The 16,061-nt window shown below is 51.8% G+C and carries 16 protein-coding genes and 2 pseudogenes; 13 read left to right on the top strand and 5 right to left on the bottom strand.

What is annotated here, in order from left to right; genetic code table 11:
- Positions 1-9 precede the first annotated feature (9 nt).
- The 6 genes from ACQG1K_RS24225 (at position 10) to ACQG1K_RS24200 (ending at position 4,731) form a co-directional block, all read left to right on the top strand.
- Positions 10-420 carry a LysR family transcriptional regulator gene (locus tag ACQG1K_RS24225; protein ID WP_157698488.1) on the top strand — a complete coding sequence of 137 codons (411 nt, stop codon included), beginning with the start codon at positions 10-12 and terminating at the stop codon, positions 418-420.
- Positions 386-946 (top strand): LysR substrate-binding domain-containing protein, encoded by a 561-nt coding sequence (locus tag ACQG1K_RS24220; RefSeq protein ID WP_017384064.1) that lies wholly within the window; start codon positions 386-388, stop codon positions 944-946. Before ACQG1K_RS24225 ends, ACQG1K_RS24220 begins: the two co-directional genes overlap by 35 nt.
- An 82-nt stretch (positions 947-1,028) precedes the next feature.
- Positions 1,029-1,904, top strand: a complete 876-nt coding sequence (locus ACQG1K_RS24215) for an MBL fold metallo-hydrolase (RefSeq protein ID WP_017384065.1) — start codon at positions 1,029-1,031, stop codon at positions 1,902-1,904.
- Positions 1,905-2,013: 109 nt separating this feature from the next.
- The gene (locus ACQG1K_RS24210; protein WP_007897905.1) at positions 2,014-2,865 is read left to right on the top strand and encodes a DMT family transporter; all 852 of its coding nucleotides are present in this window, start codon (positions 2,014-2,016) and stop codon (positions 2,863-2,865) included.
- 75 nt (positions 2,866-2,940) lie between these two features.
- Complete coding sequence (locus ACQG1K_RS24205; RefSeq protein WP_017384067.1) at positions 2,941-3,777, top strand: helix-turn-helix transcriptional regulator; 837 nt, start codon at positions 2,941-2,943, stop codon at positions 3,775-3,777.
- A gap of 294 nt (positions 3,778-4,071) precedes the next feature.
- Positions 4,072-4,731, top strand: a complete 660-nt coding sequence (locus ACQG1K_RS24200) for an SDR family oxidoreductase (RefSeq protein ID WP_007897903.1) — start codon at positions 4,072-4,074, stop codon at positions 4,729-4,731.
- Between the two features lie 41 nt (positions 4,732-4,772).
- Here ACQG1K_RS24200 and ACQG1K_RS24195 read toward each other — a convergent pair.
- From ACQG1K_RS24195 to ACQG1K_RS24185, 3 genes and pseudogenes are all read right to left on the bottom strand, one after another.
- Positions 4,773-5,231: pseudogene (locus tag ACQG1K_RS24195) on the bottom strand (LysR substrate-binding domain-containing protein); the annotation flags it as partial.
- Positions 5,232-5,260: 29 nt separating this feature from the next.
- Positions 5,261-6,411 (bottom strand): IS3 family transposase gene (locus ACQG1K_RS24190; protein ID WP_087855188.1). Its coding sequence is split into 2 segments (ribosomal slippage): positions 5,261-6,153 and positions 6,153-6,411, totalling 1,152 coding nucleotides; the frame shifts between segments, so codons are not numbered across the junction.
- A gap of 44 nt (positions 6,412-6,455) precedes the next feature.
- On the bottom strand, positions 6,456-6,944 hold the full coding sequence (locus ACQG1K_RS24185) for a P-loop NTPase fold protein (protein WP_023280967.1): 489 nt from the start codon (positions 6,942-6,944) through the stop codon (positions 6,456-6,458).
- A gap of 858 nt (positions 6,945-7,802) precedes the next feature.
- Here ACQG1K_RS24185 and ACQG1K_RS24180 point away from each other — a divergent pair.
- Positions 7,803-8,099, top strand: coding sequence for a helix-turn-helix transcriptional regulator (locus tag ACQG1K_RS24180; protein ID WP_017384073.1), 297 nt, complete (start codon positions 7,803-7,805; stop codon positions 8,097-8,099).
- 423 nt (positions 8,100-8,522) lie between these two features.
- A complete protein-coding gene (locus tag ACQG1K_RS24175) occupies positions 8,523-9,179 on the top strand; it encodes a TetR/AcrR family transcriptional regulator (protein ID WP_023280966.1) in 657 nt (218 codons plus the stop codon).
- A gap of 62 nt (positions 9,180-9,241) precedes the next feature.
- Here ACQG1K_RS24175 and ACQG1K_RS24170 read toward each other — a convergent pair whose 3' ends face one another.
- Positions 9,242-10,225 carry an MDR family oxidoreductase gene (locus ACQG1K_RS24170; RefSeq protein ID WP_023280857.1) on the bottom strand — a complete coding sequence of 328 codons (984 nt, stop codon included), beginning with the start codon at positions 10,223-10,225 and terminating at the stop codon, positions 9,242-9,244.
- Positions 10,226-10,625: 400 nt separating this feature from the next.
- On the opposite strand from ACQG1K_RS24170, the gene ACQG1K_RS24165 reads away from it, so the two are divergent.
- The 5 genes from ACQG1K_RS24165 to fghA all read left to right on the top strand — a co-directional run bounded on the left by ACQG1K_RS24165 (position 10,626) and on the right by fghA (position 14,199).
- Positions 10,626-11,323 (top strand): IS1 family transposase gene (locus tag ACQG1K_RS24165; RefSeq protein WP_223195083.1). Its coding sequence is split into 2 segments (ribosomal slippage): positions 10,626-10,875 and positions 10,875-11,323, totalling 699 coding nucleotides; the frame shifts between segments, so codons are not numbered across the junction.
- Between the two features lie 113 nt (positions 11,324-11,436).
- A complete protein-coding gene (gene frmR, locus ACQG1K_RS24160) occupies positions 11,437-11,712 on the top strand; it encodes a formaldehyde-responsive transcriptional repressor FrmR (protein ID WP_017384071.1) in 276 nt (91 codons plus the stop codon).
- A 34-nt stretch (positions 11,713-11,746) separates the two neighbouring features.
- Positions 11,747-12,856, top strand: coding sequence for an S-(hydroxymethyl)glutathione dehydrogenase (gene frmA, locus ACQG1K_RS24155; RefSeq protein WP_017384070.1), 1,110 nt, complete (start codon positions 11,747-11,749; stop codon positions 12,854-12,856).
- Between the two features lie 43 nt (positions 12,857-12,899).
- Complete coding sequence (locus ACQG1K_RS24150; protein WP_012561111.1) at positions 12,900-13,298, top strand: VOC family protein; 399 nt, start codon at positions 12,900-12,902, stop codon at positions 13,296-13,298.
- Positions 13,299-13,362: 64 nt separating this feature from the next.
- Positions 13,363-14,199: an S-formylglutathione hydrolase gene (gene fghA / locus ACQG1K_RS24145; RefSeq protein ID WP_426721187.1), complete on the top strand. Its 837-nt coding sequence runs from the start codon at positions 13,363-13,365 to the stop codon at positions 14,197-14,199.
- A 199-nt stretch (positions 14,200-14,398) separates the two neighbouring features.
- Here fghA and ACQG1K_RS24140 read toward each other — a convergent pair.
- Positions 14,399-15,532, bottom strand: a pseudogene (locus tag ACQG1K_RS24140) (IS3 family transposase).
- Positions 15,533-16,061 lie beyond the last annotated feature (529 nt).

Raw genomic sequence — 16,061 nt, 5'->3', positions numbered from 1 at the left:
GGGAACGGTATGCGTCACGATTTTAATGACTATGTTGCATTCATGGCAGTAGCACAGGAGTGCAGTTTTTCACGGGCTGCTGTCCGCCTCGGGATTTCGGCATCCACGCTTTCACACACGATACGTCGTCTCGAGGAGCGCGTTGGCATGCCGTTACTTATGCGTACAACCAGGCGGGTGGCTGTCACCGAAGCCGGTAAACAATTATTACTGACGCTTGAACCCGGTCTTGCGCGCATTGAAGCGGGCGTGACAGCTCTTCAGAGACTGCGCCATACACCGGCTGGGCTGGTCAGACTTACGGTATCAGATCACATGATTCATGAATGTCTCTGGCCACGATTGTCACCGTTACTAAAAAAAATATTCGGATATCAAGGTGGAAATGTCGCAGCAGAACGGTTTTGTCGACATTGTTGAGGGCAATTTTGATGCCGGAGTCCGAATTGGTGATGACATATTAAAGGATATGGTGGCCGTCCGAATCGCACCGGACATACGGTTTGTCGTCATTGGATCGTCCACCTATCTTGCAGAAAGAGGTCTGCCGCTACATCCCTCTCAGCTGGAAAAACATGACTGCATCAATATACGTCTGTCACCCACAGGCCCGCTGTATGGCTGGGAATTTGTCAGGCAGGGGGAGAATATTGTGAAAAAAGTGGACGGGCAGCTTACTTTTTCAAGCATTTATCCAATGCTTCAGGCAGTAAAAGATGGCTACGGCCTGGCCTACCTGCCGGAGTCTTCTGCCCTGGCGGGGATTGAGGCGGGACACTATTGTCGGGTGCTTGAGGACTGGTCAGAGGCTTTTCCCGCCGACATGATAATTCCAATAATGTCCATTACAGGCTCCGGTAAAGATAATACCGACACCTTACATGAGAAAGGCAAAAGCAATATAACCTGCTGTGCTCCGGATTTTAAGAATGAGCGGTTTACGTAGCAGGATGAGCAGTTCGAACCAGAAATTTCGTTACTATTGCTAAAGTAAAACCTGATGACCTCTAATCGTAACGGAGACCAATATGACTTCACAACTGAACTGGCAGGCCCCGGCTATCAATCGCAAAAAAGTAGGTGACATGACTGTGACCATGCTGAGTGATGGCTATCTGGACGTATCTTTTGAGCTGCTGTCTGGTATTGACGGCTCACGTGCCGAGGATTTACTGCAGAAGCGCGGTGTGCCAGCAGTACCCCGTATTAATATCAACGTCTACGTTATCCAGACGCCTGAGCGAACCATCCTGATTGACAGTGGTGCCGGAGGTATTAATGGCTGGGGCGGTCGGCTTCAGGTAGCCCTGGCCGCGGCAGGCATTGACCCGCTTCAGATTGATACCCTTCTCCTGACTCACGCGCATCCTGACCATATCGGCGGGCTTGCAGGCCCCCTGCAGACTCCCGTTTTCCGCAATGTTCAGCAGTTGTTTGTGCATGAGAAAGAACTCGCTTTCTGGCGTGATGAAACCATTTCCGCTGGCGCGCCTGACGCATTCAAGCCGTTCTTTGAAGTAGCAAGGAACGCCTTCAGCGCTTATGACGACAAACTGGTGCCATTCCGCGAGGAAGCGATTTTACCAGGTATTCAGACTGTACCGCTGTTCGGCCATACGCCAGGACATACCGGTTATCTGCTGGGTGATGAAAAAGAGTCGCTGCTCATCTGGGGTGATATTGTTCACTTCCCGCACATTCAGGTTGCTCAGCCTGACGTTACTATCGCGTTCGACAGCGATCCTGCGGCGGCGGCGGCCATCCGTAGCAAAGTGCTTGACCGCGCAGCGAGCGATAACCTGGCTGTCAGTGGTATGCACTTCAACCTGCCTACTACCGGTAAGGTTATCCGTGAAGGTAACAGCTTCGCACTGAATTACGACCTGTGGTCACCCGCAGTCTGATCACCTTCCTTCCCGGTGCACACAATAGTGACCGGGAAGAGATCCCCTTTCATATCGCCCGACAAGAACCCACCTGCAATACTATGAATATCACTGCCTCACAAAAAAAATGGCTCATTACTCTTGCGCCCTGGCTTTTTGTATTCCTCTGGAGTCAGGGTTTGTCGCAGCCAAATTTACCGTGCAGTACAGCGCGCCGTTTCATCTTTTATTCCTGCGTGGCGCATTTTCCTGTCTGGTCCTTCTGCTGCTTACACTGGGGTTCAGGGCCCGTTTTCCGTCCGGCAGAGGAATGGTTCGCAACCTGATTGTCGGACTTTTCCTGCAGAGCTTCTTTCTGGGCGGATGCTTTTATGCCATCCATCGTGGCATGCCGTCAGGCATTGCGGCGCTCATCACCGGCCTGCAGCCGGTACTGACTGCAATACTGGTTTCACTCATGCACCGTCAGTCCCTGCATCCCCGGAAATGGCTGGGTATTGCGATTGGCTTTGCGGGCGTTTTCCTGGTGCTATCGCCAGGGCAGCATAGTTTTGCACTGGATCCTGTGGCTTTTGGGTCGGTCATGCTGGGGTTATTTGGCGTAACGATCGGAGCGCTTTATCAGCGCCGTGCTCAGGGAGATGGACATATCTTTGCGAACACGTTTTTACAGTACGTCACTTTGACAATATCGATGGGTGCAATTAGCCTGATGTTCGAATCTGCTCCGACGCAGTGGAGCTTATCATTTGCGCTGGGTCTGGGCTGGCTGGTTATTGGCGTATCGGTTCTGGCGATTATGTTGCTGATTTTTATGATACGAAGCGGTGAAGCAACCAAAGTCGCTACTTACTTTTACCTGGTTCCCATTCTCACGGCAGCTGAAGCGTGGTTGCTGTTTGGAGAGGCCATTACATTGCCTATGCTTGTGGGTATGGCAGTAACTATAATCGGCCTGATTTTTGTCATCCGGGAATAGACAACCGCACGCGTCGCTGTATGCTTTTGTATATGGCGACGTATAATAGCGGTCAAAGTCAAATTCCGGATGAATATGCAAACAGTCAGCTTTTCCGATTCTCCCGTTGATGATCTCCTCGCTGAGCTTCTTACCCTGGCACGCTCCCGTTTTCCACTTCCCTGCGATTGCCTTCGCGCAGAACAGACGCATCAGGTAAAGAAGTTCGAGGTGGAAGGTGCGACCCTTTCCTTCCCGCTGGAAGGAGAATTCCGGTATCGTGAAAATGAGAAATGGCACCGGGTGATCCCGGGCGAGATTATGGTCGTCCCGAATGCCCGTAGCATCGATATAGAATATGCCCCTTCAGAACAAAGTGGTGAGTTTGTCGCCCTGAGCGTGGTGCTCGCGGAGGAACAGCTTGAAGCAGCCAGGCTGTTACTTGCCGCACCACCACCACAGGACACCGGCAGCATCGCAGCCATTTCCGTATCAGCTCTTCTTTCACCCCTTAACCGCTGGACAGCCGCAATGCGGGAAGGGAAGCGTCCGCTTTCCCTGCACGCCATGGTTGAAGTGGTGCTCTGGCTTTATGGCATGGGATACCATGCTTTGCTGCGAGCCCGGCAGCCAAGTCTGGCCATGAAAATCCGTCAGATGGTAGCGGACAAACCGGCTCATCCCTGGAGTGCTGCTGAAATTGAAGATCTGACGGGACTCAGTGGCCCCACGCTTCGGCGCCACCTGGCCAGTGAGTCAACCAGCTTACGCTCAGTTATCGCCGATGCACGTATCGCGGAGGCTCTCCGCCTGCTGATGACATCGACGCTGCCGGTAAAAACGGTCGCGGGGCGGGTGGGTTACAATTCAGTATCGAGCTTCAGCAGGCAGTTTTCTGAACGCTATGGAATCGAACCTTCAGGGTTCCGCTGACTTCAGTTCGTTCAAGGTACACATTGCGTCCCTCGCACTTCAGTAACTTGCGTGGATCTTTCGAATATAACGGAAGATATTGGCCGGCATTGCGTGTAACCGGTTCAGGAGTTCTCATCGTGACGGGAGAGCTAAATCGGTACGGCTGTTGTTCTCAGCTATAAGAACAACTGAGTATCTGACCAGCTGTCTGGTGCTGGCAGCAGCATGCAGTGCAATCGGTCAGGCTCAAAGGAACTGACCTGATGTCAGGTTATAATTTCGGACACATCATAACCCCAGAAGGAGACAACTGTGGTTCATGTTTTCATTATCGGTGGTGCAGGCAAAATCGGCCAGCGTCTGTGCAGGATCCTTTCAGGAAGGGGGCATGCTGTTCGTGCCCTCTACCGTAAGCCAGAGCAGCAGGCATTGCTAGGCGAGCTGGGTGCTGAGCCCGTCAGTGGGAGCCTGACAGAGCTGGATGCAGCTGCGCTGGCGATGCACTTTGCAGGTAGTGATACAGTGGTGTTTACTGCCGGTGCCGGCGGTAAGGGGGGACAGGAGATGACCAATGCGGTCGACGGCGAAGGGCTGAAAAAGTCGGTAGCTGCCGCCCTCAGTGCCGGTGTGTCTCGCTTTCTGCTCGTTTCTGCATTCCCGGAGTCCGCACGGGGAGAAACCACTTCTGAATCATTCGAAAATTATATGCGTGTTAAAAAAATGGCCGATGTGGAACTAGCACAAAGCGAGCTTGACTGGGTGATCCTGCGCCCCGGCGCGCTGCAGGATAAGACTGGTACGGGTTATGTACGTGCCGGCCTGGCCATCCCGTATGGTAACGTGCCCCGTGATGACGTGGCGGCTACGCTGGCTGAACTCATTGAGCAACCTGCCGTCAGCCGCGTCATCATTGAGCTGACGTCTGGCGATGCTCCTGTCCGTGAAGCCATACAGAAGCTGGCGGGCCGATAAAAGGCAGCGCACGTACCAGCAGGCTGCAGGCCCCCAGGCGTTTACAATAAACTTTCCAGCCAGTCGGTAAACGCCCGTACTTTTCGGGAGAGATGGCGGTGCGGATACAGAAGTTACAGTTTGCGATTCGGGGACGTATTATCTGGCAGAACCTCTACCAACAGCCCGCGATCGAGATAAGGCTGCAAAAAAATATTCATGCCCTGTAGTATTCCCAGCCCCGCCAGGCCTGCTGCAATGTAGGCTTCTGAGTTATCCACGACAAGCCTGCCTGGAAGTTCAATTTCGGTGGAGCCCTCTGACGTCCCGAATGTCCAGGGCATAACTTGTCTGTTGCTGCTGTTAATCCAGTTGACGGCCTGATGCTGCTGCAACTCGTCCATTGTTTCCGGGGTGCCGTGTTGATCAAGATACGCAGGACTGGCGCAGGTCGTCATTTTAACGGTTCCCACCTCCTTTGCGATATAGTCGCCATCGTCCAGCTCCCCCACCCTCAGTATGATCCTACCCACGTAATGTGGACACGGCCCTAAGCGAGGTTCTGGTTTTCAAATTGTTCGGGACTGAGTCCGCCACAGGCACTGTGTCGGCGCCACCGATTGTAATCACACTCGATATAATTAAACACCGTCATCCGCATGATTTCCCGGCTGATAAGGCGTTCCCCGTGGATACATTCCACCTTCAGCGAGTGGAAGAAGCTTTCCGCGCAGGCATTGTCGTAACAACATCCTTTGGCACTCATGCTACCGTGCAGATTATGCCGCTTCAGTAACGCCAGATAGTCTGCCGAACAGTACTGCCCGCCTCTGTCCGTATGCACGATGACATTTTCCGGGCGCTTACGTCGCCAGAGTGCCATCTGTAGCGCATCGCAGGCCAGCTGCGCTGTCATCCGCGACGACATCGACCAGCCGATGACAGCACGGGACCACAGGTCAATGACCACCGCCAGGTACAACCAGCCTTCGTCCGTGCGCAAGTACGTGATGTCACCCGCCCACTTCTGATTCGGGCCACTCGCGTAAAAATCCTGTTTCAGCAGATTTTCAGACACCGGCAGGCCATGTTCGCGGTATCGGACCGGGCTGAACTTCCGGGCCGCTTTTGCGCGAAGCCCCTGACGCCGCAGGCTGGCGGCAATGGTTTTGACGTTGTACTCAGGCAGTTCGTCAGCGAGACGAGGCGCACCATAACGCTGTTTTGCCTCAGTGAATGCCTGACGGACAGCAGTATCACAGACGAGCCGGAACTGCTGACGTGGTGTTATCTGCTGACGACGCAGACGCCACGCATACCAGCCGCTACGGGCGACCCGCAGTACCCGGCATATGGCTTTGACGCTGAACTCAGCCCGATGTTTTTCAATAAAGACATACTTCATTTCAGGCGCTTCGCGAAGTATGTCGCGGCCTTTTGGAGAATGGCCAGCTCCTCTGCCTGTTCCGCCAGTTGGCGCTTAAGACGGGCAATTTCAACGGACATTTCCTGCTCACGTTCGGAAGAGCTGCGGGCATTGTTAATCTTACTGCGCCATGCGTAGAGCTGGGATTCGTACAGGCTGAGTTCCCGGGCAGCGGCAGCAACACCGATACGTTCCGCAAGCTTCAGGGCTTCGTTGCGGAATTCAGGCGTGTACTGTTTGCGGGGCTTCTTACTGGTTGATGCTGGTTTTGTCATGAGTCACCTCTGGTTAAGAGTTTACTCACTTAGTCGTGTGTCCACTATTCGTGGGTAAGATCATTGTTAGTAAAATATTGATTAAGGTCTGTTAGCACATAACGAAGCATCTGCACGGAAAGCAATGACAGTAAAATAAAAACGACGGTCAACCAGCTTAGCCTGCTGCTGACCCTCTTGTCGTATTCAACGATGTTACCCAGAGCCAGATTTTTATACTTATCCAACACATCCCGGGAGCCCGGACATTGTAGGCTGACCCCGTGGTGGATGACATCGATAAGCGCTTTTTTAGTTGAGCCATGATGGTAACGTTCTGCATCAAAGTTAATGAACGTAAAATCATCTTTAAGCTTTTTCTGCAGGAACTTCAATATTGTTGACTTACCTGAACCCAGCTCACCTTCCAGACCAATAATATTGACATCAGGTGTCCTGATGATCTGAGCCACATTCTCTGCAACTTTTTCATGACTGCTGCCTCTAAACATATCCTGGTCAGCGGGTGATTCCGTCTGCAATCGTAGAGTCATTCAGCAATTTCCTTCGTTATAACGTAAGATTCTTTCACTATTAGACACAGTACAGAGCCCACAGCAACCAAATGACTGCAGCCGGGGCAGTTTAGTTTTAAGCATGCATAAGCCGATTTCGATGGAATCCCTTTCACACAATAATATTGAATTGAAGCAATGAAAACATTAATGTGTTTGTTGTGACTAGCTGCAGGGGCCTGGAAGAAATTCCAAAGCCTGACAAACCGGAACAGGGCTTGCTCTGCTCCGGTTTTATCCAGTTCATCTTGAAGCCCTTGTTTTTGTTACATATCCCTGCTCACTCTTTCAGCCATTGTTAAGCTTCTTGTGTGTAATCTGCGAATAATACGGATGCAAAATTGATGCAATGGATTATACATACCTACAGCGCACGTTACGCTGAGCTGAATCGAATTTCAGAGAACGTTCTTCGCTATTACCCTGCCCAGCCAGTTGAACACATTTTATCATCCGGCCCCGAGAGTGACATGTTCTCTGCCTGGTACAGCCTTCATCAGAGTCAAACTAGACGTTATTTACAGGCAAAAGAAGACAGCTACAGAGTTTAAGTCTGACATTATTCGTGGCTGTGTCTGCCTTCGGAGTTTTCAGCTTATCCCGATAACAGCGGTTTTGAAAAATTGACGTTTTTTACACCGGTACATTGCCCGAACGCAATCTCCCCCGTAGCGAAATACCGCCCCGCAGAAAATCGTCCATGCTCGGCATGCCCCTGGAACATCAGCATCTTTTCAATAAAGGTTTTACAGCCTATAGTCTGTATAACACAAAATACACCTTACCTGCTGTATTACAGGGCGGTACTCCCTACTCAGTCTGCGAGGCAGGTCACTTATGAATAATCAGTTCCCGATAAAAACGCTGAACCAGCTCAGACCTGTGCTAATCGGGTTTCGCAAAATCAAGGGCTTCACGCAAAAAGATGTGTCTGAGAGGCTTGGCGTAACGCAGCAAACCTATGCCCGCCTGGAAGCAAACCCTGCTAGCGCCAGTATTGATCGTCTGTACAAGGTATTCAGTATTCTGGGCGTAGAAATAACGCTGTCATCTATTTCCCCTTCACCCTTCATTTCCCACACAGAGATGAGGGGGGCATTTGACAGCACTCCCGCCAGACGGGAGAAATGGTGACTATTAGAAGTTTGCTAGTTTTGTCGAATGACGCCAACTACATGTCCGCATCCATCGAGTAGTGGCTTCAAGCCACGATTGTCACTGCCTCCGCTGCCTTTTTCCAGTAACTCTCTCCTTTTAATTCTAATATTTAGGGGTGTCAACGCAAAGCAGAAACGGCACCTTCTTTGCGAGACAGAAATGACCTGTGATTGCCTGGCCGATTTATGGCAGCTAAGTGCGAGAAGCGGATATAGCGAATTCGCCATTGTACGGGATTAGCAGGTTTACTGAAGCAACCTGCGATGGCGTTATGGCAATAGTCAGTCCCCTGTCCAGTCGGCATAGGTGGCCACCTCGTCACCGCCGGGGATAAACTGATTGAAGCCTCCGCGCAAAATCACTTATTCTTTTCCGTTAATAAAATGCAGGAGCAAAGTCATGACTGGCGAAATTCGTGGGCGAGGCAGGCCACGAAAAACAGAGAGTACCTATACAGATACCCGTAATGACCTGATCCGAAGCGGGCTTGAACTGCTCACGCAGAATGGTTTTCTTTCAACGGGAGTCGATGCCATTGTCAAAAATGCCAGTGTTCCTAAAGGCTCATTTTATTACTATTTCAAGAGCAAAGAAGAGTATGCCCAGACTGTTCTGAGCGCCTATGACAGTTTCTTTGTGCATAAACTCCAAAAACATCTGTATGAATCATCCTTCACACCAATGATGCGTCTGGAAAATTTCATCGACGATGCCTGCGACGGCATTAAAAAGTACAATTTCACCCGGGGCTGTCTGGTTGGCAATATGATGCAGGAGAGTCCGGGTCTTCCACTGTCCTTTATCAAACAGCTCCACGAAATACTTGAGCGCTGGCAGGCGCTTGTGGCGTGCTGTCTGTCCGACGCGTTATCTTCGGGCGAAATCCGTTCCGATATGAATAATACGCAACTGGCGGCCATTTTCTGGAGCAGTTGGGAGGGTGCCGTAATGCGTGCCAAACTTTATTGCTCAACCCAGCCTGTGTACGACTTCTGGAGCTATTTCAAAAAGTCAGTACGCTATCAGCCCTCTAAGGACACGGCTGTTGAAAAGTAAAAAAGGGGCCGCAGCCCCTGATAATAATTATCAAACCCAGGCTGAGCCTGGCTTCCACTTCATTAGCTACACTGAATTACTGCCCGGCCACGAATTCCGCCACTCAGAAGTTTTTCGGCCACATTGATGGCATCACTCAGCGGATAAACGGTGGTCAGGCTATCCAGTCTGGACTCCGGTAAATACTGTACCGCCTGCTGCCAGATCGCCGCTCTTTTTTCCTTCGCGAACATGACACTGTCAATCCCTTTCAGCGTGACGCCACGCAGGATAAACGGAGCCACATTCCCCATTAGTTCCATCCCCTGTGCCATGCCGCAGGCTGCAACAATACTGCCATAACGCACCCCGGCGCATACATTGCAGAGCGTATGGCTACCGACTGTATCAATGGCGGCAGCCCAGCGTTCTTTCTGTAACGGTTTTCCGGGACAGGAGAGCTCGGAACGGTTAATAATCTCGTCCACACCGACCGTTTTATAGAGCCAGGCAGCCTCTTCCGGGCGTCCAGTAGACGCCGTAACGCGGTACCCCATTGATGCAAGGATCATGGCCGCAATGCTCCCGACGCCGCCGCTGGCACCGGTAACAAGTACCGGACCATCTTCAGGCTTAATACCATGATTCAGAAGTGCGTCTACGCACAGCATCGCGGTAAACCCAGCTGTTCCGATTGCCATTACGTGTTTGCCGTTAGCGCCAGCCGGGAGCGGCGTCAGCCAGTCTCCATTTACCCGTGCTTTTTCGGATAGTCCGCCCCAGTGTTTTTCCCCAACACCCCAGCCGGTCAGGAGAACCTTATCTCCGGCCTGATATTCGGGATGTGAACTGGCGGACACTGTACCGGTAAAATCAATGCCGGGCACCATGGGAAAGCGTCGGACGATTGGGCCCCGGCCCGTAATGGCCAGTGCGTCTTTGTAGTTGATGGATGAATAGTCAACATTGACCTCCACATCCCCCTGCGGTAGTTCACTTTCAGCGATTTCAGCAAGTTGCGCACTATAGCGTCCATCTGTTTTGTTGATTAATAAAGATTTAAACACGTTCACCTCGTTTGTCCGGGCGTTTACCGTTCAGTCATTAAGTCGTCAATAAATAATATTGACCGATCGTCTAATAATCAACACTACTATCCCAGTGCTTTGCCAGCATTCAAGAAACATTATTCATTTCATGCACTTAAAGCTGTCTTTTTTGACCGACATCAAACTGTATTCTGGTTTATCTGGTGCAGAGGGAAAATCAGCATCCCTGAAGATACATAGCTAATGCTTCAGAACACGGCTGATGATGCGATAAAACAACCAGGCTTTAATGAGTTAGTCTGAGCGGACCTTCGGCTCAGTAAATAGGTCCGCTCCGTGCCAAGAGCAGACGCTGGTAATTCGGGTAATGGTGCCAACTTACTGATTTAGTGTATGATGGTGTTTTTGAGGTGCTCCAGTGGCTTCTGTTTCTATCAGCTGTCCCTCCTGTTCAGCTACTGAAGGCGTGGTGCGTAACGGTAAAAGTACTGCCGGACATCAGCGCTATCTCTGCTCTCACTGCCGTAAAACATGGCAGCTACAGTTCACTTACACCGTCTCTCAGCCCGGTACACACCAGAAAATTATTGATATGGCCATGAATGGCGTCGGATGTCGCGCCAGTGCACGCATTATGGGCGTTGGCCTCAACACGATTTTACGACACTTAAAAAACTCAGGCCGCAGTCGGTAAACTCACGCATACAACCGGGCAGTGACGTCATTGTTTGCGCGGAAATGGACGAACAGTGGGGTTACGTCGGCGCTAAATCACGCCAGCGCTGGTTGTTTTACGCGTATGACAGGATACGGAGGACGGTTGTGGCGCACGTATTCGGTGAACGCACGTTGGTCACGCTGGAGCGTCTTCTGGGCCTGCTGTCGGCCTTTGAGGTCGTGGTATGGATGACGGATGGCTGGCCGCTTTATGAATCACGCCTGAAGGGAGAACTGCACGTTATCAGCAAGCGATATACGCAGCGCATTGAGCGGCATAACCTGAATCTGAGGCAGCATCTGGCAAGGCTGGGCAGGAAGTCACTGTCGTTCTCAAAATCGGTGGAGCTGCATGACAAAGTCATCGGGCATTATCTGAACATAAAACACTATCAGTAAGTTGGAGTCATTACCGGTGCTCTGATATATTTATTATACTATAGTGGGGTATGTGTTGATCTTAATGTAATACTCCCCTATAGTATAAGAAATACAGAGCAGTGAGGTAAGCAATGCCCAGTACTCCTGAAGAGAAAAAAAAGGTCCTAACCCGGGTTCGCCGTATCCGGGGTCAGATTGATGCTCTGGAAAGAGCACTTGAAAGTGGCGCTGAATGCCGTTCCGTTCTCCAGCAAATCGCCGCCGTCCGGGGCGCCGCTAACGGACTGATGGCAGAGGTGCTGGAGAGCCACATACGGGAAACCTTTGACCAGAATGACAGCTACAGTCATGAAGTCAGTAAATCAGTTGACGATACGATTGAGCTGGTTCGTGCCTATCTTAAATAGGTGAGGCCATTATTACATTGAGGATATATTACGTATGAAATCACGTGCCGCTGTTGCATTTGCACCAGGGAAGCCCCTGGAGATTGTTGAAATTGATGTTGCTCCGCCTAAAAAAGGCGAGGTGCTGATTAAAAACACCCACACAGGTGTCTGCCATACCGATGCCTTTACCCTCTCAGGGAATGACCCTGAGGGCGTTTTCCCGGTGGTTCTCGGCCACGAGGGAGCCGGTATCGTCGTTGAAGTTGGTGAAGGCGTCACCAGTGTGAAGCCGGGTGACCATGTTATTCCGCTCTACACCGCTGAATGCGGGGAGTGTGAATTCTGCCAGTCCGGTAAAACGAACCTCTGTGTATCGGTTCGCGAGACTCAGGGCAAAGGACTGATGCCTGACGGGACCACTCGCTTTTCATACAACGGTCAGCCTCTTTACCACTACATGGGATGTTCCACATTCAGTGAATACACCGTTGTGGCCGAGGTTTCTCTGGCAAAAATTAACCCGGAGGCGAACCATGAACACGTCTGCCTGTTGGGTTGTGGCGTGACTACCGGTATTGGCGCCGTCCATAACACGGCTAAAGTGCAGCCGGGCGATTCAGTTGCCATTTTTGGTCTGGGGGCAATTGGTCTGGCTGCGGTACAGGGGGCCCGTCAGGCAAAAGCGGGACGTATTATCGCTATCGATACTAATCCGACAAAATTTGACCTGGCCCGTCAGTTCGGGGCCACTGACTGCATTAACCCGAATGATTATGACAAACCGATTAAAGATGTTCTGCTGGATATCAACAAGTGGGGTATTGACCATACCTTTGAATGTATCGGTAACGTTAACGTCATGCGTGCAGCGCTGGAAAGTGCTCACCGTGGGTGGGGGCAGTCCGTTGTCATTGGTGTCGCAGGGGCCGGACAGGAGATTTCCACCCGTCCTTTCCAGCTGGTCACCGGGCGCGTATGGAAAGGTTCCGCGTTTGGCGGAGTAAAAGGCCGCACTCAGCTCCCCGGTATGGTCGAGGATGCCATGAAGGGGGATATTGACCTTGAGCCATTTGTAACCCATACGATGACACTGGATGAAATCAATGACGCCTTCGAGCTTATGCATGAAGGCAAATCTATCCGGACAGTGATTCATTACTGATCCCATCAGAATTTTAATCAACTCAAACTGAAGGAAGTGGAAAATGACAACTCCGGTAATTTCTGGTGACGGCATCTTTTCTCATGTGTTCATTGGCGCAGCCGATGTCGAGAAATCCTCCGCATTTTACGATGTCGTCCTGGGCACGCTTGGTATCAATAACCTCGGCCCGTTTGGCAACGGCTGGGTACTCTATGGCCGCGAAAAGCCGGCATTTATCATTGCCCGTCCGGGCAACGGTGAAGCACCTTCCGCTAACGGGGTGACTGTCGGCTTCGCTGCTGCCACCCCGGAAGAGGTTGATGCTTTCCATGCTGCCGGCCTTGCCGCCGGTGGAGCTGATGAAGGTCAACCTGGCCCGCGTGGTCACCTTCCCGGGGCCTATGCTGCCTACCTGCGGGATCCGGCGGGTAACAAAATCACGGCGTATACGTTTATCTGACGTCCGGATTTAAAGATACTTCCCCTGGCTTCGGTCAGGGGAAATAACCATGAGATAACGGCTGATGGAACTCATTGAGCAGCATGCCAGCTCTGGCGGCTGGCAAAACGTGTACCGGCATTATTCACAATCCCTTAATTGTGAAATGAATTTCGGTGTGTATCTTCCTCCCAAAGCAGTAACAGAAAAACTGCCGGTACTATACTGGTTGTCGGGCCTGACCTGTACTGAGCAGAATTTCATCACCAAATCAGGTATGCAGCATTATGCAGCCCGGCATAGCGTCATCGTTGTTGTCCCGGATACCAGTCCCCGGGGTAATAATGTCCCGGATGCCGACAGTTACGATCTTGGCCAGGGGGCCGGTTTTTATCTGAACGCGACGGAACAGCCGTGGAATGTTCATTACAGGATGTATGACTATATTCTCAGAGAGCTTCCGGATGTCGTCATGAATCATTTTCCTGCAACGGCAAGAAAATCTATATCCGGTCATTCTATGGGAGGGCTGGGTGCTCTGGTGCTGGCTCTGCGAAATCCTGGTGAATATGTGAGCGTATCAGCATTTTCCCCGATAGTATCGCCTTCTCAGGTGCCATGGGGGCAACAGGCATTTAGCGCTTACCTGGGTGAAAACAGAAAAACGTGGGAAGCCTACGATCCAGTCAGCCTCATTTTACAGGGTGAAAAATTACCAGAAATCTTCATTGATCAGGGGCTGAGTGACGCCTTTTATGAAGAGCAACTGCGCACCAAAATCCTTGAGAGAGTATGCAATGAGATGAACCTCAATGCGTCGTTCCGATATCATACTGGATACGACCACAGCTATTATTTCATTTCCAGCTTTATTGGTGAGCACATTGCTTACCATGCCAACAGGCTCAGGCTGTCAGCATGAGTTGATTTCCAGCCTCAGAAAATGTGCTTAATTTTCAGGCCTGAACAGGGCCTGAACCCTGCAGACCTGAGATGTACTGTAACTGAATCGCCACGGATAATCTAGACACTTCCGAGCCGTTGATGGACTGACCCCGCCCCGGTAGACGATCCTGCCCTATAGTTTGGACTGACCCCACGCCTGTAGACAAATCCTGTCCTCACGACGAGGCCTGTTCGAAGGCCTCCGGACTGACGTCGCCGAGGTGGCTGTGGCGCCGGGACCGGTTATAGAAGACTTCAATGTAATCGAAGATCCGCCCGGGCCAGATCCCTGGTTTTATATATGCGTTTTCTGATCCGTTCTTTTTTCAGCGAACTGAAGAACGATTCGGCCACCGCATTATCCCAGCAGTTGCCACGCCGGCTCATGCTCGGCGCCAGGTTATTGGCCCGGTAGAAGCGCTGCCAGTCGTCACTGCCGTACTGGCTGCCCTGATCGCTATGTACGATAACCTCGCTGTCTGGTTTTCGGCGCCAGACCGCCATCATCAGCGCGTCGAGCGCCAGTTCGCGTGAGAGAGTGGGTTTCATCGACCAGCCGACCACATTACGGGCGAAGAGATCGATAACCACCGCCAGATACAGCCAGCCCTGCCAGGTGCGGATATAAGTAATATCGGTGACCCAGACCTGGGTGGCCCGGACAACGGTGAACTGCCGCTGCACGAGATTAGGAGCAACGACTGAAGGCCTGCCAGCGATACGACGTGGCGCTTTATAGCCGCGCACAGCTTTAATCCGGTCCAGTTGCATGATCCGACCCACCCGGTTTCTACCACAGGTTTCCCCGATTTCGTTCAGATCGCCATGAACCCGCCGGTAACCGTATACGCCTCCGCTCAGGGAATATGAGTCGCGGATAAGCATCAGCAGGCGCTGGTTATCTTTATCACGCGCCGAGACAGGGTTATGCAGCCACGCATAGAACCCGGCCCGGGCGACATTCAGTACCCGACACATCGTCATCACACCCCATACAGTTCGGTGCTCATTGATAAAGCGGTACTTCAGTCGGGCTCCTTTGCAAAGTACCGCGCGGCCTTTTTCAGGATATCCCGTTCTTCTTCGGTGCGTTTTAGCTGCGCCCGGAGTTTCAGGATCTCGCTTTTAGCTTCCAGTAAATCCCGGGCATGCTGCTCGCTGTTATCAGGTTTGATAGCCCGTAGCCACTTGTAGAGGCGGTGTGCAGAGACGCCCAGACGCTCAGATACTTAGGCGACGGAATAACCGCGTTCCGTTATCTGACGGACGGCTTCTTCCTTAAATTCAGGTGTAAATCGTGGTGTGCCCATACGCTCCTCCTATACTCAAACTATAGGGCAGGATCGTCTACCGGGGCGGGGTCAGTCCAGGGAGCCGTTAACGACCTGATGGCGGTTGTTCTGGAAAGCTATCTTCGGGAGGAATTCCCCGATACGGGCAAACGAAATGAGTCGCAGAAGAGGTCAATCGACGACACCATTTCGATAGTCCGCTCCTATCTCCGTTAACTCTGCCAGGCAGATGTCTGATGGGGTCTAAAACTGTAATGAAAGGAAATGACATATGAAATCACGTGCATTATTCATCTGTATTTTTTAATTGGTACCCGAAACCGCCTGAGTGTCGCCATCAGCTGGGTCTGGAACCACAGCGTCGCGTACCGGGGAGCCCGCATTATCACGGGAGCCAAATCTCCGGTCCCGGGTACGCCGCCAGCCAGTTCTCATACAGAAGGCGGATCCGCAGGGTACCGCTGAAACTTCAGCGGTGTCCCACATGGTACCACCGGGCCCAGCTTCAGCAATCTGTTTCCAGTCACACAAACGCTTTTTTCGACGG

This window comes from Enterobacter cloacae complex sp. 402C9, from assembly GCF_050030745.1.
Lineage (GTDB): Bacteria > Pseudomonadota > Gammaproteobacteria > Enterobacterales > Enterobacteriaceae > Enterobacter > Enterobacter intestinihominis.
This window is presented reverse-complemented; position numbering and strand designations above follow the sequence as displayed.

Excerpts from the sequence above, each read along its gene's own strand:
- ACQG1K_RS24225 (WP_157698488.1), top strand. The coding sequence starts at position 10 with ATGCGTCACGATTTTAATGACTATGTTGCATTCATGGCAGTAGCACAG.
- ACQG1K_RS24220 (WP_017384064.1), top strand. The coding sequence starts at position 386 with ATGTCGCAGCAGAACGGTTTTGTCGACATTGTTGAGGGCAATTTTGAT.
- ACQG1K_RS24215 (WP_017384065.1), top strand. The coding sequence starts at position 1,029 with ATGACTTCACAACTGAACTGGCAGGCCCCGGCTATCAATCGCAAAAAA.
- ACQG1K_RS24210 (WP_007897905.1), top strand. The coding sequence starts at position 2,014 with ATGGCTCATTACTCTTGCGCCCTGGCTTTTTGTATTCCTCTGGAGTCA.
- ACQG1K_RS24205 (WP_017384067.1), top strand. The coding sequence starts at position 2,941 with ATGCAAACAGTCAGCTTTTCCGATTCTCCCGTTGATGATCTCCTCGCT.
- ACQG1K_RS24185 (WP_023280967.1), bottom strand. The coding sequence starts at position 6,944 with ATGACTCTACGATTGCAGACGGAATCACCCGCTGACCAGGATATGTTT.
- ACQG1K_RS24180 (WP_017384073.1), top strand. The coding sequence starts at position 7,803 with ATGAATAATCAGTTCCCGATAAAAACGCTGAACCAGCTCAGACCTGTG.
- ACQG1K_RS24175 (WP_023280966.1), top strand. The coding sequence starts at position 8,523 with ATGACTGGCGAAATTCGTGGGCGAGGCAGGCCACGAAAAACAGAGAGT.
- frmR (WP_017384071.1), top strand. The coding sequence starts at position 11,437 with ATGCCCAGTACTCCTGAAGAGAAAAAAAAGGTCCTAACCCGGGTTCGC.
- frmA (WP_017384070.1), top strand. The coding sequence starts at position 11,747 with ATGAAATCACGTGCCGCTGTTGCATTTGCACCAGGGAAGCCCCTGGAG.
- ACQG1K_RS24150 (WP_012561111.1), top strand. The coding sequence starts at position 12,900 with ATGACAACTCCGGTAATTTCTGGTGACGGCATCTTTTCTCATGTGTTC.
- fghA (WP_426721187.1), top strand. The coding sequence starts at position 13,363 with ATGGAACTCATTGAGCAGCATGCCAGCTCTGGCGGCTGGCAAAACGTG.